The organism is Microbispora cellulosiformans (assembly GCF_008728085.1).
Lineage (GTDB): Bacteria > Actinomycetota > Actinomycetes > Streptosporangiales > Streptosporangiaceae > Microbispora > Microbispora amethystogenes.
This window is the reverse complement of the sequence record NZ_VYTZ01000004.1, coordinates 227,555-251,218: the sequence shown is the minus strand read 5'-3', so window position 1 is coordinate 251,218 and position 23,664 is coordinate 227,555. Positions and strand designations below refer to the sequence as shown.

At 69.3% G+C, this 23,664-nt stretch carries 16 protein-coding genes; 10 read left to right on the top strand and 6 right to left on the bottom strand.

Going from position 1 to position 23,664, the window contains the following annotated elements:
• Window positions 1-105: 105 nt before the first annotated feature.
• The 4 genes from F5972_RS12295 to F5972_RS12280 all read left to right on the top strand — a co-directional run bounded on the left by F5972_RS12295 (window position 106) and on the right by F5972_RS12280 (window position 3,388).
• Window positions 106-696 (top strand): copper resistance CopC family protein, encoded by a 591-nt coding sequence (locus tag F5972_RS12295; RefSeq protein ID WP_191910077.1) that lies wholly within the window; start codon window positions 106-108, stop codon window positions 694-696.
• The gene (locus F5972_RS12290; protein WP_150933598.1) at window positions 693-1,271 is read left to right on the top strand and encodes a copper resistance CopC family protein; all 579 of its coding nucleotides are present in this window, start codon (window positions 693-695) and stop codon (window positions 1,269-1,271) included. Before F5972_RS12295 ends, F5972_RS12290 begins: the two co-directional genes overlap by 4 nt.
• A gap of 143 nt (window positions 1,272-1,414) precedes the next feature.
• Complete coding sequence (locus F5972_RS12285) at window positions 1,415-2,074, top strand: TetR/AcrR family transcriptional regulator (protein WP_150933597.1); 660 nt, start codon at window positions 1,415-1,417, stop codon at window positions 2,072-2,074.
• A gap of 75 nt (window positions 2,075-2,149) precedes the next feature.
• Window positions 2,150-3,388: a sensor histidine kinase gene (locus F5972_RS12280; RefSeq protein ID WP_191910076.1), complete on the top strand. Its 1,239-nt coding sequence runs from the start codon at window positions 2,150-2,152 to the stop codon at window positions 3,386-3,388.
• On the opposite strand, the gene F5972_RS12275 is transcribed toward F5972_RS12280, so the two are convergent.
• The 6 genes from F5972_RS12275 to F5972_RS12250 all read right to left on the bottom strand — a co-directional run bounded on the left by F5972_RS12275 (window position 3,385) and on the right by F5972_RS12250 (window position 14,441).
• The gene (locus F5972_RS12275; RefSeq protein ID WP_150933595.1) at window positions 3,385-4,272 is read right to left on the bottom strand and encodes a methyltransferase domain-containing protein; all 888 of its coding nucleotides are present in this window, start codon (window positions 4,270-4,272) and stop codon (window positions 3,385-3,387) included. The two genes, F5972_RS12280 and F5972_RS12275, sit on opposite strands and share 4 nt — an antisense overlap.
• A gap of 247 nt (window positions 4,273-4,519) precedes the next feature.
• Window positions 4,520-7,414, bottom strand: coding sequence for an immunoglobulin-like domain-containing protein (locus tag F5972_RS12270; protein WP_150933594.1), 2,895 nt, complete (start codon window positions 7,412-7,414; stop codon window positions 4,520-4,522).
• Window positions 7,415-7,691: 277 nt separating this feature from the next.
• Window positions 7,692-9,746, bottom strand: a complete 2,055-nt coding sequence (locus F5972_RS12265; RefSeq protein ID WP_225311393.1) for an alpha-galactosidase — start codon at window positions 9,744-9,746, stop codon at window positions 7,692-7,694.
• Between the two features lie 58 nt (window positions 9,747-9,804).
• A complete protein-coding gene (locus F5972_RS12260; RefSeq protein ID WP_150933592.1) occupies window positions 9,805-10,644 on the bottom strand; it encodes a LacI family DNA-binding transcriptional regulator in 840 nt (279 codons plus the stop codon).
• The gene (locus F5972_RS12255; protein ID WP_150933591.1) at window positions 10,641-13,088 is read right to left on the bottom strand and encodes a glycoside hydrolase family 2 protein; all 2,448 of its coding nucleotides are present in this window, start codon (window positions 13,086-13,088) and stop codon (window positions 10,641-10,643) included. The genes F5972_RS12260 and F5972_RS12255 overlap by 4 nt, the downstream gene beginning before the upstream one ends.
• A 63-nt stretch (window positions 13,089-13,151) precedes the next feature.
• Window positions 13,152-14,441 carry an ROK family transcriptional regulator gene (locus F5972_RS12250; protein ID WP_150933590.1) on the bottom strand — a complete coding sequence of 430 codons (1,290 nt, stop codon included), beginning with the start codon at window positions 14,439-14,441 and terminating at the stop codon, window positions 13,152-13,154.
• 179 nt (window positions 14,442-14,620) lie between these two features.
• On the opposite strand from F5972_RS12250, the gene F5972_RS12245 reads away from it, so the two are divergent.
• From F5972_RS12245 to F5972_RS12220, 6 genes are all read left to right on the top strand, one after another.
• Window positions 14,621-16,330 (top strand): ABC transporter substrate-binding protein, encoded by a 1,710-nt coding sequence (locus F5972_RS12245; RefSeq protein ID WP_191910075.1) that lies wholly within the window; start codon window positions 14,621-14,623, stop codon window positions 16,328-16,330.
• Window positions 16,331-16,334: 4 nt separating this feature from the next.
• The gene (locus F5972_RS12240) at window positions 16,335-17,330 is read left to right on the top strand and encodes an ABC transporter permease (protein ID WP_150933589.1); all 996 of its coding nucleotides are present in this window, start codon (window positions 16,335-16,337) and stop codon (window positions 17,328-17,330) included.
• The gene (locus F5972_RS12235) at window positions 17,327-19,090 is read left to right on the top strand and encodes a dipeptide/oligopeptide/nickel ABC transporter permease/ATP-binding protein (RefSeq protein WP_150933588.1); all 1,764 of its coding nucleotides are present in this window, start codon (window positions 17,327-17,329) and stop codon (window positions 19,088-19,090) included. The genes F5972_RS12240 and F5972_RS12235 overlap by 4 nt, the downstream gene beginning before the upstream one ends.
• On the top strand, window positions 19,087-19,944 hold the full coding sequence (locus tag F5972_RS12230) for an ABC transporter ATP-binding protein (protein WP_150933587.1): 858 nt from the start codon (window positions 19,087-19,089) through the stop codon (window positions 19,942-19,944). The genes F5972_RS12235 and F5972_RS12230 overlap by 4 nt, the downstream gene beginning before the upstream one ends.
• A gap of 146 nt (window positions 19,945-20,090) precedes the next feature.
• On the top strand, window positions 20,091-21,539 hold the full coding sequence (locus F5972_RS12225; protein WP_263641820.1) for a cellulase family glycosylhydrolase: 1,449 nt from the start codon (window positions 20,091-20,093) through the stop codon (window positions 21,537-21,539).
• Window positions 21,540-21,627: 88 nt separating this feature from the next.
• Window positions 21,628-23,661, top strand: coding sequence for a beta-galactosidase (locus F5972_RS12220; protein WP_225311392.1), 2,034 nt, complete (start codon window positions 21,628-21,630; stop codon window positions 23,659-23,661).
• Window positions 23,662-23,664: the final 3 nt, after the last annotated feature.

Genomic DNA, 23,664 nt, shown 5'->3' with positions numbered 1-23,664 from the left:
GCGCGCCCGCAGGTATTCACACACGATGACTGGAGATCTCCTGTGACACCCGCTGTCCGCTGTCACCCGCCGGGCCACGGCCTCCCCGTACGCCTGGAGCCTGTCGTGAAGCATCCCTCGTTCAGAGCGGTTTTCCTGTTCGGCGTCTCGTGCCTCTTCGCGGTGGTTCTCGCCGCACCCGCGTCCGCGCACGACAGCCTGAAGAAGAGCACACCCGCCGCGAACGCCGTCGTCTCCGGGCTCGACGAGATCGAGCTGGAGTTCAGCGCGCATGTCAGCTTTCCCGTGGTCGTCCTGCACGACGCGACCGGACGCCGCTTCGAATCGGGGACTCCACGCGTCAGCGGCTCCACGGTGACGGAAGCGGTCGCAGGCCCGCTTCCCTCGGGCGGCTACACAATCGCCTGGCGGGTCGTCTCCTCCGACGGCCACCCCATCCAAGGGGAGATACCGTTCGTCGTCCGATCGTCATCGGTGGCGTCGGCCGGAGGTACGGCACCCGCCGCCGCCCCGGTCGCCGGATCGGACCGCCCGGATCAGGCGACCGGCACACGGGGCTGGATCTGGGCGGCCGTGGTCGCGGTCGTGGTTCTCGGGGCAGCCGCCGTCCTGGTGGCGCGGGGCAGGAGACCGGCGACGCCCCCGGGCAACCCGGAGAATCGCCCATCGGGTCACGAGAACGGTGAGGGCGAGTGACAGGGAAAACGGCCAGAGCGTTTCCGCTCCTCGGCGTTCTGTGCGCCGTCCTGGGAGTGTTCGCCGCACCGGCGCTGGCACACGACACCCTGCGATCGAGCACACCCGTCAGCAACGCCGTGGTCTCCAGCCTCGACCTCGTCGAGTTGGAGTTCAACAGCCACGTGCGTTATCCCGTGGTGCTCCTGCACGACGCGGCCGGGCAGCGCTTTCCGTCCGGCACACCCCGAACCCGCGGGTCCAAGGTGACCGTGGACGTCGCCCAGCCACTTCCCTCCGGGAGCTACACCGTCGCCTGGCGCGTCGTCGCCGCCGATGGCAGCCCCATCGAAGGGGAGATCCCGTTCACCGTACGGTCGTCGACGGCTCCGCTGCCGAGCGCCCCTGTGTCCAGCGCCCCCGTGACCAGCGTTCCGGCGCCGTCACGTACGCCCGTGAGCGCGACAGGCGAGACGGACGAGCAGAGCGGCCTCCCCGGCTGGACCTGGGCGGCTCTGGCAGGGGTACTCGTCGGAACCGGGGCACTACTGATGTGGCGGAGGAGGAAACCCGCTGGCAGGGGCACCCCTTCCTGACCGGCAGTTCCCCGGCGCGGCCGACAGACGATCCCGGCAAAGACTGGACGATTTCGTCTAGTTTGTGGTGGTATGTCAGTAATTGTCAATGCCGTCCCTCCGGCTTGGCTCCAGCGGACCGGCTCGCCCGAGGGGGTGGTCACATGGCCGTTCGAGGGCCGGGGAAGGAGTCTCCGCGGCTCACCGCCCGCGGGGCGGCCACTCGCGCGCGCATCGTCACGACCGCCGCGAACCTCATGTTCCGGCAGGGGGTGACGGCGACGACCCTCGATCAGGTGGTGGACGCCTCCGGCGTCAGCAAGTCGCAGCTCTATCACTACTTCCCGGACAAGGAAGCACTGATCACCGAGGTGATCGCGATGCGCGAGCACCACATGGTCTCCTCTCAGAAGCCGCAACTCGACCAGGTGCGCTCGATGCGGGACCTCGAGAGATGGCGCGACTCCCTGGTGACGGGCCACTGGGAGCGCGACGTGCCCTACAGATGCCCCATCGGCGCGCTGGCCACCGAGATCGCCTGCCGCTACGAAGACGCCCGCCAGTCCCTGGCGGCCGTCTTCGCCAGGTGGCAGGAACTGCTCGCGGACGGCCTCGCCCGCATGCGGGCGAGCGGCGAACTCGACCCCGGCGCGGACCCCGCGAAACTCGCCGTCGCCTTCATCGCCGCCATGCAGGGCGGCTACCTGCTCGCCGAGACCATGCAGGACGAACGGCCCCTGGTCGTCGCCCTCGACATGGCACTGGAACACATAAAAGCCCAGGTCAAGACCCCTGTCGCCAACTTGACACAACCGGACAACTGACCCCAAGGTGGACGAAATCGTCCAATTTTCCCTTGGTGGTGGCCCACCGGGTGCGGCAGGAGAATGGTGAGGCGGATGCCGTCTCTGCACTCGATGCAGACGTACTACACGACAGCGGCGACGATGCTGCTGTTCCTGATCACGGGCTTGGGCGGCGTGAGCCTGGACCTGGCGATCCGATACCGGGTCGAAGACCAGGTTTTCTTTGACGCCGAGCAGGTCGCCGCCCAGTGGAGCGCGCAGGTGCGCGGCGGCGCGCTGCCGAATCCCGACTCCGTCTCCGGCACCGTCGACCTGGTCCAACTCGTGGACGCACGCGGCAGGGTCGTGGAGGCCACCCCGGGCGCGATGGAGCGGCCACGGCTGAGCACGTTCCGGCCCGCACCCGACGAGCGGCTCCAGCGGCGGGTCGAGTGCCGCCCGGGCGAGCCGTGCCTCCTGCTCATGGCCAACCGCGTGTCGCCGGCCCCCGACTCCCCCGTCGTCTACGCCGGAACGGTCGAGCGGCCCCTTATCGCGACGCACCGCCTCGAATACCTCATCGCCGGGGCCGCGCTCCTTATCACCCTGCTGGGCGGCTGGCTCATGTGGCGGATCATCGGCCGGGCGCTGCGTCCGGCCGAGCAGCAGCGCCAGCTCGCCTCCGTCACCTCCCACGAGCTCAGGACACCGATCGCCGGGCTGCGGGTGCAACTGGAGGAAGCGCTGCTCCACCCCGATCACGTCGACCCCCGCGACACCATCCGGGGGGCGCTGTCGGCCACCGGCCGGTTGGAGGCGATCGTGCAGGACCTGCTGACGATGGCCAGACTCCGCGGAGGGCAGCCGGAGCCGCGCGAACCGATCGACCTCGTGGCGCTGGTCACCGAGGAGGTGGACGCCCACTTCGGCGGCACGCCGGTGGAGCTCTACGCCGCCGGGGACGTGTGGGCGCACGGCTCGCGGATCCAGCTGATCCGGCTGGTCGGCAACCTGCTGAGCAACGCGCGGCGGCACGCGGCGACCGGCGTCACGGTCTGCGTCGGAGCCGCCGACGGCCAGGCGGTCCTCTCGGTGACCGACGACGGGAACGGCATCGCCCCCGCTGACCGTGAGCGGGTCTTCGAGCGATTCACCCGATTGGACGAGGGGCGGCGCCGGGACGCCGGTGGCACCGGGCTGGGGCTCGCCATCTCTCGCGACATCGCCCGCGCGCATCGGGGAAGCCTGCGCGTCGAGGACTCCCCGCGCGGCGCGCGGTTCGTCCTCCGGCTGCCGCTCCTCGACCGGAGCAGCGCTGTGGGCGGGTCGGACAACGCCTGGATCCGCGCCTAACCGAGGGCCGGCGGGTGGTCGGCCGGACGGCGTCCCCAGGCCGAGATCAGCGGCGCGAGTGTCAGATCGAGTTCGCCCGCGTGGATGGCGGCCAGGTGCGCGTCGATCTCGGCGTCGTCGGCCAGGCCGGCCGCGAGCAGCTCGCCGCGCACGTGCCGGATGGTCGCCGCCTCCAGCCGGTCGCAGGCCGGCCCGCCGACCGGGAAGGAGCCCGACGCGGCGACATCGACCAGGCCGGTTTCGCGCAGTGCCCGCGGCAGCGTCCGTCCGTAGCGCAGGTCCGCGCCGCGGCGCGCCAGCAGCTCCCGGACCGCGTCGCGCAGCCGGTTGGCCCGCCGCTGCGCCGGGCCGCTGTCGTCCAGGCATGCCAGTGGCTGCAGAGCGGTGTCGGCGTCCTCGACCAGCAGCCAGCCGCCGGGCCGCAGCGCCGCCGCCATGGTGGCCAGCGCCCGAGCCCGGTCGGGCACATGGACCAGCACGAGCCGGGCGTGCACCAGATCGAACGTCCCCGGCTCCGGGGGCGGATCAGCGGCGACGTCGTGCCGGCGCACCTCGTACCCGCCGCCTGCCTCCAGCCACGACGGGTCGAGGTCCGTGGCCAGCACGTACCCGGTCGGACCGACGGCCGCCGCGAGCGCCTCCGGGACGCTGCGGCCACCGGCCCCCACCTCCCAGCAGCGCGAGCCGGGCCCGACCCCCAGTCGATCGAAGTGCCCCCGCGTCACACCGTCGAACAGCTCGGCCAGCCAGACGAATCGCTCGCCCGCCTCGGCGCGCGCGTTGTCCAGCAGGTACCCGCGGGCGGGCTCTCCGCCGAGTGCGGGAGTCCCGCCGGTCGGATCCGGTCGGCCACCGACATGCGGCGGGCGGGGCGATGAGGTCATCACCACATGGTCACCTCACCGGCCCACCAGCGCCACGAGGACGGGGAGAGGGATATCTCACACAGCCGGCGGACCCCGCACGTCCTTCGGCACGGTTCTGCACCGTGACGTCCCGGGGAACCGGCGGCGACTGGGCGGGCGGGCGAGGATGCTCTCGCCCGCCCGCCCATGCCGCTTGTGGCGGGCCGACGAGGATGAACTCGCCCGGCCCCGGTTCAGTAGCGGGAATGCGCCGTGGCCGGTCGGGTTAGGCGCAGTTGATGGCGGTGTAGGAGGGGTTGTAGGTCGAGGTGACCTGTCGGCCATCGATCGTCGCGGTCGCCGTCACGGTCGCCGTGCCCGCGGCGATCTGGCCGGCCCTGGTGTTGAAGGACTGGTAGGCCTGCTTGCCTTGGGCAACGTCGGCCACGGCCTTCGAACCGTAGGGGGTGGTCAGCGTCACGTTCGCCGGCACGGTGGCGTCGTTGACCGCGGTCACGGCCACGTACGCCGTGGTGCCCACGCAGCGGGCGGTGGCGGTCACGGTCAGCGCGAGCTCCGGAGCGACCGGCACCTCGAACGACGCCGTGGTTTCCGACGCCTTCAGATAGTCGAAGCCGAGGTACTCGGCCTTGACCGTCCGGGTGCCCGCAGGCAGACCCGCCGGCAGCGTGACCGTGGCCGCGCCGTCCTCCAGCTGGGCGAGCTTCGACCACGAGCCGACGCTGAACCGCACCTGACCGCCGGTCTCGAACCCGTCGGCAGCCTCGACCGTGGCGGTGGCCGTGGTCGTCTGGGCCCCGCTCGCGTACGGCTTGACAGCCACCTTCGTGGTGGTCGTGACGTCGCTGTTCGGGATCTTGCGGATGTCGTTCCACTCGCGGAGGGTGAGCGGGATCACGGTGCCGTGACGCGGACGGACGACGCCCGCGTTGGTCATCGTGATCGCCTTGGCGTTCCAGGTCGGAGCCTCGATGTTCTCGTGGCACGCGGCCTGGTATCCGCCACCGTTCGTGTACCGGTCACCCCAGAGGTAGAACTTGCCGGGGCAGGAGGTGTCACCAGGGTTGGCTTTGAAGATGATCGGCCCCTCGTACCCCTGGTTGGCGACCCACGTCGTGCGCCCCAAAGCCGGAGCGACCAACGTCCAGTTGTCGATGTTGCTGTCCAGGAAGTCGGTGTGCTTCTCCGAGAAGATGTCCGAGCCCTGGTTGCCGGCCTCGTTCTTGGTCACGCGGTAGTAGTGGTCACCGACCCGGATCGCGGTCGTGTCGATCCGCGACAGAGGGGCCGGGTTCTGCCAGACCTTGGGAGCGGAGAACGTCTGGAAGTCGCGCGTCGTGGTGTACCACATCTGCGCGTTCCCCTGACCGGTGCGGTTCACGGGGTCGTTCCACAGCGACTGTGCCCAGAACACGGCGTAGGCGCCGAGCTCCTCGACCCACAGCGACTCGGGTGCGAAGGCGTTGCCCGCGTTGTCGGGCGCGACTTTCACGTGCCGCTGAGGAGTCCAGTTCACCAGGTCGTGCGACTCGAACACCTCGATGTACTGGGTGTCGTTGATGGCGTATCCGCCCTGGTCGTACCAGTTCAGGTCGGTGGCGATCATGTAGAACGTGTCGCCGTCGGGTGAGCGGACGATGTGCGGGTCACGAAGGCCCTGGTCGCCCAGCTGGGAGATGAGCGACGGCCGGCCTCCGGTCAGACCGGTCCAGTCCAGAGCGGTGTTCCCGTTGGACGTCGCGAACATGATCTGCTCGCCGTCGGCGATCCCCTCGCCCTTGAAGTATCCCAGGAAGTACCGCTCGTACTCCTCGGAACGGGGCATGGCGGTGATGGTCACCGGGAACGACTTCGTCTGCGAGGCCGAGCCCTTGGTGACGGTCGCCGTGAGGACGGCCTTGACATCCGCACGGCCGAAGGCCGGACGGGTCACCTTACCCGTCGGGGTGACGAGGTCGGAGGTCGACTTCCAGGTGATCGTGGATCCGAATTCGCCGGCCGCAGGGAGGTCGATGTTTCCGCGCACGTCGCCGGTGGCGTGCAGGGTCAGGTCGAACGTGTCACGGTCGACCGCCTTCGCGTCGTCGAACTCGGCCTTCACCACAACGGGGATCTCCCGTGTGGTGACCTCTTGGGCGCCCTTGCGGACAGTCGCCGTGAGCGTGGCCGTCGCGTCGGGCTGCCCCTTCGCGGGCCGGGTGATCCTGCCGGTCACCGCGACCTTGCGTGCGCTGGGGACGGCCGGCGGGGTGTAGACCGCGACGACCGACGGGTCCGAACTCGTCCACGTGATGGTGGAGCCCGCCACGGAGCCCACCTTGGGCAGAACGATGTCGCGTACGATCGCGCTGGTCAGGCCGAGGTCGATGGCGTCCGCGTCGGCGTGAACGCCAGTGGAGACGGTCTCTTTCGCCAGGGCGAGTGTCTCGTCGAGGCTCACTGCCCGGTCGTAGACCCGGAAGTCCCGGATCGTTCCGCGGAACGAGTAGTTGCCGGACGTCTGCGAGCGAGCGAGGAAGTTGCAGTTGGTCCCCGCGGCGTTCACCGACGGCGGCGTGGTCAGATTCGTCGACGTCGCGTGCAGCACGCCGTCGAGGTAGACACTGCCGGTCCAGCTCGTACCGTTCGCGTTCAGCGACTGGGTGTAGGTGACGTGCGTCCACGCTCCCTCGGGCATGCGGACCCGGTTCTGCTGGAGGTTCGCCGAACCCACCGCGACGCGGAACCGCTGGGTGTTCGACGCGAAGATGGAGCCCTGGGCGCCGGTGTCGGCGTCGCACGAGCCGGACTTCGCGCCGAAGCCCCACATCTGGTGCTCGCCGACGTTCGCCGGGTCGATCCAGACGTCATAGTCGACGGTGAGGTTCGACATGCCGGCGGTGATGTTCTTCGGCAGCGCCACGTACGCACCGTCGAGGGCGTTCTCGTAGGAGTCGGGGTTGAACCTGACTCCATCGCCGGTCAAGGTCGCCTTCTGCGGATTCACGAGCGTGGCGTTCGCCGCCGAGCCCGCGCTCCCCGAGTTGACCAGCGTCGTCCCACCGGTCTCGTCGAGGGCGAAGTGGTGCACCAGACCCTCGTTGAGCTGCTCCTCGGCAGCCTGCGAGGGCGTCGCCACGAACGAGACCGAGAGAAGCGCACCCAGCGTGATCAGACTCAATCGAGGACTACGACGAGACGAGGGCAGCACAGACAAAAGGTTCACCTCGCTGTGAGATGTGGGGGGTGGGGTGAGTTGGGGGGTACGGGGCTACATGTCACAAGTGTCCGGGTCTTGAATGCAGACACTAACCCCCAACCCCATCGAAAGATAGCGCTAACATGAGTCAACTTTGTCAGTTGGCCGATGAAAGCCGCGCAAGACCTCGATGAAGGCCTCGCCTTGTCAGCACTCAGCGGTACTGCCGCCGTGGTGGCGCTGCGCTGCTCGCGACCGCTCAGACCCGCCGGCAGAGAAACAGGAAGGCGGTGCCTGGTCTGTCGGCGAACCGTGGGGCGGGCAGGCCGATGGCGGCGAGGGCGCGGCCGGTGAGCCGCACCTGGCTCGACGCCCAGCCGGGATGACGGTCGAGCGGTCCGGACACCTCTCCTGGGACGGCCTCGACGACGTACTCGGCGTCGGGGTCGAGCCCGGGCAGTCGCATCGGCGCTGTCCGCTCCACGACGCCGGTCTCCAGCTGCACATAGGAGTACACGGCCCGGCTCCGGTCGAGGGCCACGATGCCGTGGACCCATGCGGCAGGGTCGGGGTGGTCGGCCCGCACCACCTCGCCGGTGTGCAGCAGCGGGCGCAGTTCCTTGTACAGGGCGATCCATTCGGCCAGCGCGGCCCGCTCGGTGGGGGCCCATGCGGTGATGTCGGCCTCGATTCCGGCATGTCCGAACAAAGCGGTGGCAGCCCGGAAACCGAGCGTGGTGACGCGTCCTGTGATGTGGGAGGGGGACGAGCCGACGTGTGAGCCGATCAGCTCGTACGGCAGCAGCAGGCTGGTCCACCGCTGGATGTGCTGGCGTTCGACGGGGTCGATGTTGTCCGAGCCCCAGACACGGTCGGTGCGCTCCAGAATGCCGAGATCGGCCCGGGCGCCACCGGAGGAGCACGACTCGATTTCCAGGGCGGGGAACCGGGCGCGCAGGTCGTCCAGCAGCCGGTAGACGGCCTCGGTCTGCGCACGGGTACCGGGCACGCCTTCGTGCACGGGCTCGGCCAGGTCGCGGTTGTGATCCCACTTGATGTAGTCGATGCCGTACTCGGCCACCATGCTGCTGATCCGTTCCAGCAGGTAGGCGTACACCTCGGGATGTGCCAGGTCCAGAGTGTGCTGGCTGCGTCGGGGTAGCGGCCACCGCTGCGGGTCGGCCAGCAGCCAGTCCGGGTGGGCACGAACCAGATCGGAGTCGAGGTTGGCCATCTCGGGTTCGAACCACAGCCCGAACTGCATGCCGTGCTCGCGCACCCGCCCGACCAGTTTGTGCAGGCCGCCGGGCCAGACGGTCTCGTCCACGTACCAGTCGCCCAGGCCCGCGTCGTCGCTCCTGCGGTGCCGGAACCAGCCGTCGTCGACGACGAACCGCTCGGCACCCACGTCCGCCGCGGCGTCGGCGAGCGCGAGCAGGCGGTCCTCGCGGTGGTCGAAGTAGACCGCCTCCCAGGTGTTCATCGTCACCGGTCGCGCCGATTTCGGATGGGTCGCCCGGGCGCGCAGCATGGCGTGGAACCGTCGGCTCAACCCGTCCAGACCGGCGTCGGAGGCCGCGAAGTACACCCACGGCGTGCTGTACGACTCCCCCTGGCCGAGCCGTACCTCGCCGGGTTCGAGCAGCTCGCCGGCGGCGAGCACGGTGTCCCCCTCCGGGAGCCGCTCGACGTACTGGACGTGGTTGCCGCTCCAGGCGATGTGCACTCCCCACACTTCGCCGGTCCGGAACCCGAACCCCGGAGTGCCGACGACGAGCGGGCCGGCGTCGAACCAGGTCCGGCCACGGCGGTTCTCCCGTGACCAGGCGCCCTGGCGCAGCGGCGCCCGCTGCGGGGACCGCTCCCTGGCCCAGCGGCCGGCGAAGTCGAGCACCTCGCCGGCCTGCGCGGGCAGCGGCAGCAGGCAGGCCAGGCGGTCCAGCGCGTACGGCGAGGTGGCGGTGTTGACGAGCGTGTGCCGCATCCGTAGCACACCCTGGGGCGTCAGCTCGATCTCAGTCGTCAGGCCCAGGCCACAGTCAGGGTCCTCGGCACGCGCCTCGACACGGCTTCCGTTCACGGTGACGGCCTCGGCCAGCGTGAAACGGGACGGACGCCAACCGCTGTCGTGACGCCCGGACAGCACCGGCCGACCGAACCAGCCGTCGCCCTGGCTGGGCACCACATCCTGGCCGGGCACCGGCGGAAGCCCCGTGAGCGGTCCCGGGCAGACACCCCAGTGCGACACCCGCGGCGGGCGCGGGCCGGTGAGGTCGAGGACGACGCCGACGCCGTCCGCGGACAAAGCGATCACCAAAGCTCCAAGCCAGGGGTGTCGGATGGGCCGGCGGGTGGGTGGGATGACGCACTCCTCATGCGGTGCTCGCCGGTGCCGTGGTCCCTCGGGGGATGAGCGTGGCTGTCGGGCACCGGCGTTCCGCGACCGGGCCTCCCTCGACGAGTTCCAGCAGAGACGCGGCGACCGACTGTCCGAACAGGTGCACGTCGAGACTCATGGTGGTGAGCGGAGGCGATGCCAGGCGACACATGCTGGAGTCGTCCCAGGCGATCAGACTGAGGTCGCCGGGCACATCACAGCCCAGATCCTTGGCGGCGCCCAGGCCCGCGACCCCCATGAGGTCGTTGTCGTAGATGATCGCTGTGGGAGGGTCGGGCCGCTCCAGCAACATGGCGGTGAGTTTCGCCCCCGACTCCTCCGAGTAGTCCCCCTCCAGCACGACCGGCTCGATGCTGGCCGACCTCATGCTGTCGAACAGCGCTTCGGTGCGGATCCGTGTGTGGATCAAGGCGGTGGGACCGCTGACCCGGGCGATGCGACGGTGCCCGAGCCTGCTGAGGTGGGCGACCGCTTCCCGCACCGCGCCGACGTCGTCCGTGCGGACGGCCGGGGTGTCTCCTTCCGGCTCGCCCGCCACCACGGCCGGCAGCCCGATCTCGCGAAGGACCGCGGGTCTGACGTCCTCGACCGTACGATTCACCAGCACCACGGCGTCGACCATGCGGTTGTCCGCCCACCGGCGGTACGCGGCGATCTCGGCCTCGTGTGTGTTGACGACATGCAACAGCACGGAACGGTCGTGCTCGGCGAGCAACTCTTCGATACCCGCGATGAACTCCAGGAAGAACGGTTCCGCACCCAGCAGGCGTGGTGGCCTGGCGAGCACCAGGCCGACAGGGGTGCCCGCGCTCACGTCGCGACCGCCGTCAAGGCGTTGGCGCTGCACAGCACGCCGGGAGCGGTCAGGGCGGACGGGTCGTCCAGCACCTCGGAGGTCCGCACGAGGAAGGTGTGCGACTGTCCGGCAGGCAGTGAGACCAGCATGTCGTCCACCAGGGCGTCGGCGGCGACCTTGTCGGCCAGCAGCGCGATGTCACGGGTGAAGGAGACGGCTCGCACCTCCACCTCGTAGCCGCCGGGCAGCCTCCTGACGGCCGTGACGAGCGGCGCGGGCTCGTACGCCAGGTCCCGATCCTCCGCGAACACGTGACAGACGCGGACGTCACCGACGGTCATCACCACCACCTCCCGCTTCACGTCGGCGGGATCGAGCAGGTCACCGGGCAGTTCGACGGCACTCACCGACCGGGGCGGCACGACGAGGGTCAGGTCGGCGTCGGCCAGCACGTTGCCGGCGAGCGTCTGCCGGACCGCGGCAACCGTCCCCGTCCACGCCTCGTCGTGGTCGTTGACGGCGATCAGAACCGCTCGGCCGTCCCTCGGCTGAACGGTGAGCAGCCGGGGCGCGAAGGCGTGCTTGAGGGCGTAGTAGAGGGGCTTGGGCCGTCCGTCGCCGTCCACCGCCGCCCAGGATGTGACCGGCCAGCAGTCGTTGAGCTGCCACACCAGTGCCCCGGCCGTGCGCGGCCACCAGGAGCGGAAGTGCTCGACGCCGAACGCGACGGCGCGGGCCTGGTTGAGCTGCGCCGCCCAGTGCCAGTCCTCGAAGGCGGCGGGCACGGAAAGGTGCGGCTCCATCCCCCGGTCGAGCTTGACGTCGCCGTTCTCCGCCTTCTGATGGAGCAGAAACCCCGGTGAGCTCGGCGTCATCGGCTCGTCGTGGATCCACCTGGTCAAGGTGCGCCAGGTAGGCGGCGCCTGGAAGCCGAACTCGGCGCAGAAGCGCGGGATGTGGTCGCGGTAGTGGGTGTAGTCGACCTTGTTCCAGACGGCCCATTCGTGCCGGGTGCCGTGGTCGTCGTCGTTCGGCCGTGAGTCGCCGGGGCTGTAGGGGCTACCGGGCGTGTAGGGCCGGGTGGGGTCGAGCTCCGCCACGATCCTCGGCAGCAGTTCGGTGTAGTAGCCGAGTCCCCAGGTGCGTCCCTGAAGTGTGTCGCACCAGCCGGGCCACTCCGCGAAAGCCTCCAGGTTCTCGTTGTTGCCGTTCCACAGTGCCAGCGAGGGGCGGGAGACCAGGCGGGTGACGTTCTCCCGCGCCTCGGCCTCGACCTCGCTCCACAGCGGCTCCTCCTCGGCATAGAAGGCGCAGGCGAAGGGGAAGTCCTGCCATACGAGCACACCCCGCTCGTCGCAGACGTCGTAGAAGTCGTCGCTCTCGTAGACACCGCCGCCCCAGACCCGCAGCATGTTCATGTTCGCGGCCACGGCCTGGTCGACTCTCCGGGCGATCCGCTCACGATCGACCCGGGTGAGGAAGTGGTCGTCGGGAATCCAGTTGGCGCCCTTGGCGAAGACGCGCCTGCCGTTGACGACGAAGGTGAACGGGCTGCCTGTCGAGTCGGGTTCGGTGTCAAGGGCGATCGTGCGGAAGCCGACACGTCGCCGGGCGACGTCCACCGGCTGGTCGTCCTCCAGCAGCGTGACCGTCAGGTCGTACAACGGCTGGTCACCGTAGCCGACCGGCCACCACAGGCTCACCCGCGGCACCAGCACGGTGACCGTCGCCGCGCCTCCGGACACGGGCACGTGTTCGGAACGGCCTCCCACATCGGCCCTGATGCTGTGACAGCCGTCGCGGACGCGGTCGAGTTCCACGTGTACCTCGACGCGGCCGGTGCCGTCGGCGTCCACGGTCACCAGCGGGCGTACGCGGGAGAGCCGGGCGCTGTCCCAACGCTCCAGCCGTACCGGCTTCCAGATGCCGGCTGTCTGCAGGTCGGGGCCCCAGTCCCAGCCGAACGAACAGGCCATCTTGCGGACGGCGTTGTAGGGATGAGGGTAGGCGCGCATGCGCGAGCCCAGTTTCTCCTCCACCTCCTCGGCGTGGTTCAGGGCGGAGCGGATCGTCACCACGAGTTCGTTCGCGCCGTCCTGCAGGATCTCGCCCACGTCGAAGCGGTATCCGCGATGCATGTTCGCGGTATGGCCGAGAAGCCGTCCGTTGAGGTGCACCGTCGCGACCGTGTCGATGCCGTCGAACACCAGGTCCACTCGCTCGCCGGGCCGCGCGGCCGACGTCTGGAAGGTCGTCGTGTACCTCCAGTCGGCGCGGTGCGTCCACACCAGTTCCGCTTCGTTCCGGTCCAGGTACGGGTCCGGGACAAGACCCGCCGCCATGAGATCCAGGTGGGAGCTGCCCGGCACCCGCGCCGGGATGTCGCAGCCGGCGACCGCCTCCGGGACGGGTCCTCCGACCACCCGCAGACGCCACCCGTCGTGCAACATCTCGCGGATCATGTGCCCTCTTCCCTCGGGTGCCGAGTAGCCGTCTGCGCTACTTGCTTACTTAAACTATCGAAGTTAGTCAACCTCTGACGCGACGAGGGAATAGGGAAGCGCGACGGGCTCGGCGTCCAGCCTCTCCGGAAGGCGGGCGGCCTGGCTGAGGGGCACCAGTTCCGACTCCAGCACCAGTGCGGCGGCGCCGACGGCGGAAGCGGTGGCGGCCGAGCGGGAGAGCCGTACGTCCACAGGCTGCGCGGCGCGCGAGAAGGCCGTCCGCTGGAGCTCCTGCTGGACGACGGGAAGGTAGACCGAGCCCGCGATCGCGAAGCCCGGCCCGGTCAGCACGAGGACTTCGAGGTCCATGATGTTGGCCAGGCCACGGGCCGCCGCCGCGATGTAGCGGGCCGACCTCTCGAGCAGCGCCAGGGCACCCGGCTGGCCCCTGGAGGCCGCCCGGCTGATCGCGGCGAAGTCGGCGGCGGTCGAGACGCGCCTCCCACGGGTCCCCAGGCCGACGGCCTCGGCCAGCGCGGCGTCCGCCTGCGCGGCCGCCACCACCGCGGCGGTGCCGGCCATCACCTCCGCGCAGCCCCGAGCTCCGCACCAGCACTCAGGGCCGTCCATGTCGACGCAGATGTGCCCGAATTCGCCCGCGTTGCCGTTGGGGCCGCGGTAGGTGATGCCGTTGATGACCAGGCCGGCGCCGATCCCCGTACCGAGATAGACGACCGCCGCCGATGTGGCGCCGCCGAAGCCGCCCGACCAGTGCTCACCCAGCGCCGCGGCGGTGGCGTCGTTGTCGAGCACCACCGGCAGGCCCGTCGCACGCTCCAGCGCTTCGCCCAGCGGGAACCCCTCCCAGTGCCGCATGGTCGGCGGCGCGAGGCCCACCCCGGGAGCGGAGCTGCGCGGGCCGGGAGAGACCAGGCCGACGCCGAGCACGCGTCCGCGCCGCACACCGATGCTCTCGATCAGCCTGGAGATCTCCTCGGCCGTCCGCGACACGACGGTGTCCGGCTCCTCCGCGCCGGCGCCGCGCCGCACGATGCGGGCCACCACGGTTCCGGCGAGATCGGTCAGGACGTACGTCATGGCGCCGTGGTCGAGATGGACGCCCACCGCGTAGCGGGCGGTGTGGTTGAGCTGGAGCAGGATCCGCCGCTTGCCACCCGTCGACTCCGCGCGGCCGGTCTCCACCACCAGGCCCTCCTCGATGAGCCGGCGGACCAGCGCGGAGATCGTGGGCCCGGTGAAGCCGGTGGCGGCGGCCAGCCCGACGCGGCTGATCGTGCCCGCGGCCCTGATCGCGTCCAGGACGGCGGCCTTGCTGCTCGCGTGCGGCTTCGCCCTTGCTCCTGTGCTCACTGCCACCCCGCCTTGGCCTGAATCCCGTCGGCCTGCGGTGAGCGTACAAGCCCGCTCCGAGACCCCATAGAGCCGCACATTACGCCGGAGCAGCCTGCCCTGAAATTTTCACGACCCGTTGACTTACTTAAGTCAGCGAATTAACAATGCTCAGCATCGTTCGAGAGGACTTTCCCGCTATGTCCATCAAGACATCCCGCGTGGCGGCCGGACTCGCTGCGTTGACACTGGTCGCCGGATGCTCCTCGTCCGGAGGCTCGCCGGGACAGGCGGCCGGAGCGACGTCCGGGGCCGGCGGATCGGCGGCCTCCTCCGAGCCTCTGGTCGTGTACACCGGCGGATCAGGTGACATCCAGCCCATCTTCAACCCGTACCTGCCGGGGGCCCTCGGCGGCGGGGGAACGATCTTCGAGCCGTTGTTCTTCTACAACACCGTGCGCAGCGAGGGCGCACCCAGGCCCCGGCTCGGCGAGAGCTTCTCCTGGAACGACGACGGTACGGAGCTGTCGATCTCGCTGCGCAGCGGCGTCAAGTGGTCCGACGGCCGGCCGTTCACCGCCGACGACGTCGTGTTCACGCTGAAAATGATCACTGAGCACAAGGCCATGAACGGCACGGCCTACCAGGGCAGGGCGACCGCCGTCGACGCCACCCACGTAGTGATCAAATTCGACGAGCCGGCCTTCGTGGACGGCCCGCAGGTGCTCGGCCGGATCTGGATCGTGCCCGAGCACAAGTGGAAGGACATTCCCGACCCCACGAAGGAGCAGCTGCGCGAGCCCGTCGGCACCGGGCCCTATGTGGTGGACGAGCTCAAGCCCCAGGCGTTCACGTTGAAGGCGAACCCGAACCACTGGGGTGGCGAGCCCGCCGTGAAGAAGATCCGTTTCCCCTCGCTGTCAGGCAACCAGTCCGGCGCCACCGCGCTCAAGGCCGGCCAGATCGACTGGCAGACCGGACCGGTGCCGGACATCGCGAACGTGGAGCAGAGCTATCCCGGGTACAAGCTGATCACCACTCCGGTGAACCAGATGGTGCTGGACACCTGCGCCAATGCCGACCTGGGGTGTAAAGGCCCGCAGACCGACCCGGCCGTCCGCCAGGCGATCTACTATGCCGTCAACCGGACCCAGTTGAACGCGCTGGCCTTCGAGAACACCAGCGCCGAGATCTCGCCGAGCATGGCCCTGCTGCAGCGGGACCAGGCGGTCATCTCCGGCCGGCTGCAGAACAAGGTCGCGCCAATGCGACCGGACGCGGCGAGGGCGCAGCAGATCCTCGAGAGCGCGGGCTACGCGAAGGGTGCCGACGGGATCTACGTCAAGGACGGCAAGCCCGTCAAGCTGACCCTCAAGACGGTCGCAGGGTGGACCGACTACATCACCGCGGCCGACACACTGAGCCAGCAGCTGGCGAAGGCCGGCATCAAGGTGACCGCGCAACAGCTGTCGTACAACGAATGGGCCGACGCGCGGGGGCGTGGCGACTTCGAGCTGATGCTCGACTCGTTGTTCCAGGGCCCGGCCGCCGACCCGTTCTACGTCTACAGCTACTTCTACAGCACCGACACCACCGACAAGGTCGGCGGGACGCCCGGCGCGAACGTCAGCCGCTTCTCCGATCCTGACGTGGACAAGGCCATCGCCGAACTGAAGAAGATCAACGTGTCGGACACCGCGGCGCGGCAGCCGTACTTCGACACGATCCAGACCCGCATCGAGCAGTCGATGCCCTATGTCCCGCTGCTCACCCAGGGGACGATCAACATCTACAACGCCAGGAAGTTCACCGGCTGGCCGACCAAGGAGGACCTGTACGCCTTCCCGGCGGCCTGGCAGGCTCCGGACGCCTCGGAGATCTACCTACGGCTCAGGCCCACGGGCAAGTGAGCCGATGCGGTACTACCTCCGCAAGTTCGGTTTCTACCTGGCCGCCTTGTGGGCGGCGGTCACACTGAACTTCTTCATCCCCCGGATGATGCCGGGCGACCCCGTGAGCATCCTGATGGCGAAGCTGCAGCAGCGGGGCGGCTCGGTGAACCCCGAGGCTCGCAGAGCCTACGAACTGCTGCTCGGCACCGACACGGGCGAGCCGTTGGCCAAGCAGTATCTGTCCTATCTCGGCAACATGCTGCACGGCGACTTCGGAATCTCGGTCAGCGCCTACCCGGTGCCCGTCTCGGAGGTCATCGCGACCTCCCTGCCCTGGACGGTCGTGCTGGTGGGCATCGCGACGGTGCTGTCGGTCCTGGTCGGCGCCGGGCTGGGAATGGTGGTGGGATGGCGGCGGGGCACCTGGCTCGACTCGCTGGTGCCCGCGACCACGGTGCTGGCGGCGGTGCCGTACTTCTGGCTGGCGCTCGTCCTCGTCGCCGTCTTCGGGTCCGCTCTGGGCTGGTTCCCGCTCATCGGCGGCTACGACGTCGACTCCACCCCCGGGTGGAACCTCGACTTCCTCGGCTCGGCCGTCCACCACGGCATCCTGCCCGCGCTGACGATCGTGATCTCTTCGGTGGGCGGCTGGTTGCTGGGCCTACGCAACATGATGGTGTCCACGTTGTCCGAGGACTATGTGCTCACCGCCACCGCGAAGGGGCTGCCGGACAGACGCGTGATGATCTGGTACGCCGCACGCAACGCGGCACTGCCGTCGATCGCCGGGTTCGCCATCTCCCTCGGGTTCGTGGTGGCCGGCTCCATCGTCACCGAACAGGTGTTCTCCTACCCCGGCATCGGCTCCAAGCTGCTTGAGGCCGTGCAGAACAACGACTACGCGCTCATGCAGGGCATCTTCCTGGTCACGACCGTGGCGGTGCTCGGCGCCAATCTGGTGGTCGACCTGCTCTACAGCGTCATCGACCCCCGAACCCGCGCGGGAGCGAACGCATGACCGATCTCGGTCCGGATTCCCCGGCGCCCCGGCGCGCCGCGCTGCCCCGGTTGTCGCCCAAACTGGTCACCGGGCTCGCCCTGATCACCGCGATCACCCTGTTCGGCGTCGCCGGCCCGCTCCTCCTCGGCGATCCGGACGCGATCAACGACATCGGACTGACGTCGCCCGGCGGAGGCCACGTCCTCGGCACCACGCAGATGGGCCAGGACGTGCTGGCCCAGATCGCGTACGCGACCAGGGGATCGCTCTACATCGGCGTGCTCGTCGGCGTGATGGCCACGGTCCTGTCGGCGCTGTTCGGCATCGTGGGCAGCTACGTCGGCGGCGTGGTGGACGAGGCGTTCTCCCTGCTGTCCAACGTGATGCTGGTGATACCCGGTCTCCCACTGGTCATCGTCATCTCCGCGTTCGTACCGCCCGAGCAGCGGGGGGCGTGGACCATCGCGGTGGTGCTCGCGATCACCGGCTGGGCCGGGTCGGCCCGGGTGCTTCGCGCGCAGACGCTGACGTTGCGCAACCGGGAGTACGTCCTGGCCGCCCGCGTGGCGGGGGAGCCGGCATGGCGGATCATCACCGTCGAGATCCTGCCGAACCTCCTGCCGCTGCTGGCCTCCCAGTTCGTGTTCTCGGTGATCGCGGCGATCCTGTCAGAGGCCGGTCTGTCGTTCCTCGGGCTCGGCGCTTCGAACTCCTCCACCCTCGGCACGATGCTCTACTACGCCCAGAACGGCTTCGCGCTCCAACGCGGCGCGTGGTGGTGGTTCGCGCCGCCGGGCCTGATCATCGCGCTGTTCGGATGCGGCCTCGCGCTGATCAACTTCAGCATCGACGAGATCATCAACCCCAAGCTGCGCGCCGTACCACGCCGGATCCGGCACCCGCGGCGCGAGCCGGCGCCGGTCGGGCGGCCCTCGCAGGATGTCGTGGTGAGTGTGCGGAACCTGTCGGTGACCTACGGAAACACGGTGCAGGCGGTCAAGGACGTGTCGCTGGAGGTACGGCGGGGCGAGATTCTGGGCCTGGCCGGCGAGTCGGGCAGCGGGAAGACGACGCTCGCGTACGCGATCAACCGCCTGCACCGGCCGCCGGCGGAGGTCACCGCCGGATCGGTCACATTCCATCACCGGGACGGCGGGGACATGGACGTGCTCGCCCTGCCGTCCGGCGAGCTGCGGGCCTTCCGGTGGTCGCAGATGTCGGTGGTGTTCCAGGGAGCGATGAACTCGCTGAACCCTGTCATGACGATCCGGGCGCAACTGGAGGACGTACTCACCACGCACCGCCCCCAGCTCTCGCGGCACGATCGCCGGGCGCGCTGCGCCAGGGCGTTGGAGCTGGTAAGCGTGGACCCCGCGCGGCTGCGCTCCTACCCCCACGAGCTGTCCGGAGGCATGCGACAGCGCGTCATGATCGCAATGGCCATGCTGCTCGACCCGCAGGTCATGATCATGGATGAGCCGACCAGCGCCCTCGACGTGGTGGTGCAACGAGGCATCCTCCGCGAGATCCTGCGCCTGCGCGACGAGCTGGGATTCGGGATCGTGCTCATCACCCACGACCTTCCCCTTCTCCTTGAGGTGAGCGACCGCATCGCCGTGATGCTGGGCGGGGAGATCGTCGAGTGCGCGGCGGCTGAGGAAGTCCTCGCCCGGCCCCGCCATCCCTACACCCGGCGCCTGCTCGGATCGTTTCCCAGCCTCACAGGTGAGCGCGGCGCGTTCGTCCGCACCGGTGAGGCCACCGGAGGTGCACGGTGACCACGCTCGACGTGAAGGACCTCGTCAAGGACTTCCGCATCCGGACCGGTCTGCGCGGACGGCGGCTGCGGGCGGTGGACCACGTCTCGTTCACACTCACGCCCGGCCGTACGGTCGCCCTGGTCGGGGAGTCGGGTTCGGGCAAGTCCACGATCGCCAGGATCATCGCCCGGCTGGAACGGCCCACCGCCGGACAGGTCGTCGTGAAGGACGACGACGGCGGCCGGGTGCCCGATCGGGCGTACCGCGACCACGTGCAGATGGTGTTCCAAGACCCGTTCTCCTCACTGAACCCCTTCCACACCGTCGAGCACCATCTGATCCGCCCGCTGCTGCTGCACGGGCAGGCCCGTACCGGTGCCGAGGCCCGGAAGAAGGCCGGCGACCTGCTGGAACGGGTCAACCTACCGGCACGCGACATCGTCCACCGCCGCCCACACGAGCTGTCCGGCGGCCAGCGGCAGCGGGTCGCCATCGCCCGCGCGCTCGCGCCGGGGGCGAAGGTGATCGTGGCCGACGAGCCCGTGTCGATGCTGGACGTCTCCATCCGGCTGGGCGTGCTGAACGTGCTGGCTCGTCTGCAGCGCGAGGAGAACCTCGCCGTCCTCTACATCACCCACGACCTGGCCACCGCACGGCACTTCTCCGACGACATCCTCGTGCTCTACCGAGGCCGGGTCGTGGAGCGCGGCCCGGCCGACGAGGTCATCCTCGGCCCGCGGCACCCCTACACCCGGCTCCTGGCCGCCGCCTCGCCCGACCCGGAGGCGCGTGGCCGTTCGTTCGACATCGACGCGGCGGCCGTCGTGGCCGCCGGCGAGGCTCCCGCCTACGACCATCGGATCCAGTCGTGAGGCGGCCGATCTCCGGATCCGCAAAGGAGAAAGAGGAAAGCCCAATGAAACACCGCGTCGCGTTAGTGACGGCGGCCGTCGGCCTCGTGGCCGCAGGCGCCGCGCTCGTGAATGCACCGGCCTCAGCCGCCGCCAGTGGCTGCTCAGTGAAATACAAGGTCGCAGGTGAGTGGTCGGGCGGCTTCCAGGGTGACGTCTCGATCACCAATCTGGGCGACCCGCTGACCAGCTGGACGCTGGAGTTCGACTTCCCCAATGCCGGTCAGGGTGTGAACAACGGCTGGAGCGCCGACTGGTCGCAGTCCGGCACCCACGTCACCGCCAAGAGCCTGAGCTGGAACGCCAATGTGGCCACCGGCGCCTCGGTGTCGATCGGCTTCGTCGGCAAGTGGAGCGGGAGCAACCCGGTTCCCACCGCGTTCAAGGTCAATGGTGTCGCCTGCACCGGCCAGTCCCCCAGCGCAAGTCCCAGCGCGAGTCCCAGTTCGAGCCCCAGTTCGAGCCCCAGCGCAAGTCCCAGCGCAAGTCCCAGCGCGAGCCCCAGCGCGAGCCCCAGCTCTGATCCCGGTGGCCCCGCACCGCAGCTGCACGTCTCCGGCAACAAGATCGTGACGGCGGCCGGGAAGCCGTACCGGCTGCTGGGCGTCTCCCGCTCCAGCGGCGAGTTCGCCTGCGTCCAGGGCAAGGGGATGTGGGACTCCGGCCCGGTGGACCAGGCGTCGGTCGACGCGATGAAGAGCTGGAACATCCACGCCGTCCGCATCCCGCTCAACGAGGAGTGCTGGCTCGGCCTCAACGGCTCGCCCAGCGGCGCCGCCTACCAGCAGGAGGTCAAGGGCTACGCGGACCTGCTGGTCGCCAACGGCATCACGCCGATCCTCGACCTGCACTGGACCACGGGCGCCTTCAGCAACGGACCGGACTGGCACTGCAAGGACGCCACCGCGACGTGCCAGAAGCCGATGCCGGACGCGCAGTACGCTCCCCAGTTCTGGACCGGCGTCGCGAAGACCTTCAAGGGCAACAACGCGGTGGTCTTCGATCTGTTCAACGAGCCGTACCCGGAGGTCGGCAGCGACTGGAACAAGACCTTGGGCTGGCAGTGCCTGCGTGACGGCGGCACCTGCACCGGCATTCCCTATGAGGTGGCCGGCATGCAGGACCTCGTCGACGCGGTCCGGGCGACCGGCGCGACCAACATCCTCATGGTGGGCGGCCTGGAGTGGGCCAACGACATGCGGGAGTGGCTGGCGTACAAGCCGAACGACCCGCTGAACAACATCGCCGCATCCTGGCACTCCTACAGCTTCAACGCCTGCGCCACGGCGTCCTGCTGGGACAGCCAGATCGCTCCGCTCGCCGCGAAGGTCCCCGTGGTGACCGGTGAGTTCGGCGCGGACAACTGCGGCTACGACTACATGGACCAGCTCACGAAGTGGGCGGACAAGAACGGCGTGTCGTACCTCGCCTGGACCTGGAGCCCGTGGGGCTGTAGCACGGGCGCGGTGCTCATCAAGGACTACGCCGGCACGCCCGAGCCCGGCATCGGCGAGGGCTACAAGGCGCACCTGCTCACCCAGAACCCGTACGCGTGATCATCTGTCCTGACCGCAGGTGACAGCGCCGGGCCCAGCCATCGGACCGCGGTGGCTGGGCCCGCAACGGTTCGCCAAGGAGCGTCACATGACCAACCCTCGTATGCACGCCTTCAGGAGCCGCCTGGGCGGCCTGGCCTACGGAGGCGACTACAACCCTGAGCAGTGGGACCGCGCCACCTGGCGGGAGGACGTCCGGCTGATGCGTGAGGCCGGAGTGAACCTGGTCTCGCTGGGGATCTTCGCCTGGGTCGCGATCGAACCAGCGCCCGGGGAGTACGAGTTCGGCTGGCTCGACGAGGTCATGGACCTCCTGCACGAGGGCGGCGTCAGCGTCAACCTGGCCACCCCCACCGCCGTGCCGCCCGCCTGGCTCACCCAACTGCACCCGGAGGTTTTCCCCATCATGGAGGACGGCCGGCCCCTCGGCCTGGGCAGCCGTCAGCACTTCGACCATGCCTCCCCTGTCTACCGTGAGTACGCCGCGAACATCGTCACCCGGCTCGCCGAGCGCTACTCCTTCCACCCGGCGCTCGCGATGTGGCATGTCAACAACGAATACGGCCCCACGTCGTACAGCCAGGCCGCCGCCGAGGGCTTCCGCCGCTGGCTCAAGCGCAGGTACGGCGACCTCGACACCCTCAACGCCGCCTGGACCACCCGCTTCTGGGGCCAGGTCTACACAGACTGGAACCAGATCGAGGTGGCCAACGTCATGGGCATCTGGATGAACCCCGCTCGCCGCCTCGACTTCCGGCGCTTCACCTCCGACTCCCTGCTCGAGTGCTACCTCGCCGAGCGTGACATCCTCCGCTCCTTCCGCGACGACATCCCCATCATGACCAACCTGATGTCCTTCTACCCGCACGCGGACTACTGGAGGTGGGCGCCGGAACAGGACGTCGCCGCCCTCGACGTCTACCCCGACCCCGGCGATTCCGAATCGCACATATCGACCGCATTCCACTACGACATGTTCCGCTCGCTGAAGAACGGTCAGCCGTGGATGGTCATGGAGCAGGCCGCGAGCGCCGTCAACTGGAGAGACGTCAACCTGGCCAAGGAACCCGGGCGGATGCGGCTCGGCTCGCTGCAGGCGCTGGCACGTGGATCCGACTCGGTGATGTTCTTCCAATGGCGGGCCGCCCGGGGCGGGGTGGAGCGCTTCCACTCCGCGATGGTTCCTCACTCCGGGCCGGACTCGCGGACCTTCCGGGAGATCACCGACCTGGGACACGAGCTGAGCCTCCTCGCCCCGGTGGCGGGTACGACCATGCGCTGCGCCGACGTCGCGATCCTGTTCGACTGGGATGGCCGGTGGGGGCTGGAGGACACCGGATGGCTGCCCCGTGACGACTTCGACTATGGCGAAAGCGTGCTGCGCCACCATCGGCCGCTTTGGGAACACCACCACACCATCGACGTCGTGTCTCCCAGAAGTGACCTGGCGCCGTACAAGGTCCTGATCATCCCCAACGCGTACCTGATCGGCGACGAGGGCGTCGCAGCCGTCACCGAGTTCGCCCGCGCCGGTGGCACCGTCGTCATTTCCTTCTTCTCAGGGGTCGTGGACGAGTGCGACCGCGTCCGCCCCCACGGCTATCCGGGGGCGTTCCGCCACCTCATCGGGGCGAAGATCGACGAGTACTGGCCCGCGCGTCCCGGAGAGCGGTTCGCGGTCCAGTTCGCCGACGGGCGCACCGCCACCGCGAGCTGGTGGCGGGAGGACATTCATCTGGAGACCGGCACCGCGCTGGCGAGATACGCCGACGGGCCGCTGGCAGGACGCGCCGCGATCGTCGCGAACGCCTACGGCTCCGGCCGGGTCGTCTACTTCGCGACTCTCCTGGACGACGCCGCCTTCCATGCCGTCCTTCTGGACCAGGTCCGGACGGCCGGGGTCACGGATCCCTTCCCGGGCCTGCCCACCCACGTCGAGTGCACGGTACGGGAGGGCGGGGGGAACGAGTACCTCTTCCTCCTCAACCACAGCCCCGACGAGGACGTCGCCGTTCCCCTGGACCGCTCGGGAATCGACCTGCTGACGGGCGCCGCGGCAACCGAGGAGATCACATTGGCTCCTCTCGGCGCCGCCGTCATCCAGACAACACGGCACGTGTGACGG

Excerpts from the sequence above, each read along its gene's own strand:
- F5972_RS12245 (WP_191910075.1), top strand. The coding sequence starts at position 14,621 with ATGTCCATCAAGACATCCCGCGTGGCGGCCGGACTCGCTGCGTTGACA.
- F5972_RS12220 (WP_225311392.1), top strand. The coding sequence starts at position 21,628 with ATGACCAACCCTCGTATGCACGCCTTCAGGAGCCGCCTGGGCGGCCTG.
- F5972_RS12285 (WP_150933597.1), top strand. The coding sequence starts at position 1,415 with ATGGCCGTTCGAGGGCCGGGGAAGGAGTCTCCGCGGCTCACCGCCCGC.
- F5972_RS12275 (WP_150933595.1), bottom strand. The coding sequence starts at position 4,272 with ATGACCTCATCGCCCCGCCCGCCGCATGTCGGTGGCCGACCGGATCCG.
- F5972_RS12255 (WP_150933591.1), bottom strand. The coding sequence starts at position 13,088 with ATGATCCGCGAGATGTTGCACGACGGGTGGCGTCTGCGGGTGGTCGGA.
- F5972_RS12240 (WP_150933589.1), top strand. The coding sequence starts at position 16,335 with ATGCGGTACTACCTCCGCAAGTTCGGTTTCTACCTGGCCGCCTTGTGG.
- F5972_RS12280 (WP_191910076.1), top strand. The coding sequence starts at position 2,150 with ATGCCGTCTCTGCACTCGATGCAGACGTACTACACGACAGCGGCGACG.
- F5972_RS12235 (WP_150933588.1), top strand. The coding sequence starts at position 17,327 with ATGACCGATCTCGGTCCGGATTCCCCGGCGCCCCGGCGCGCCGCGCTG.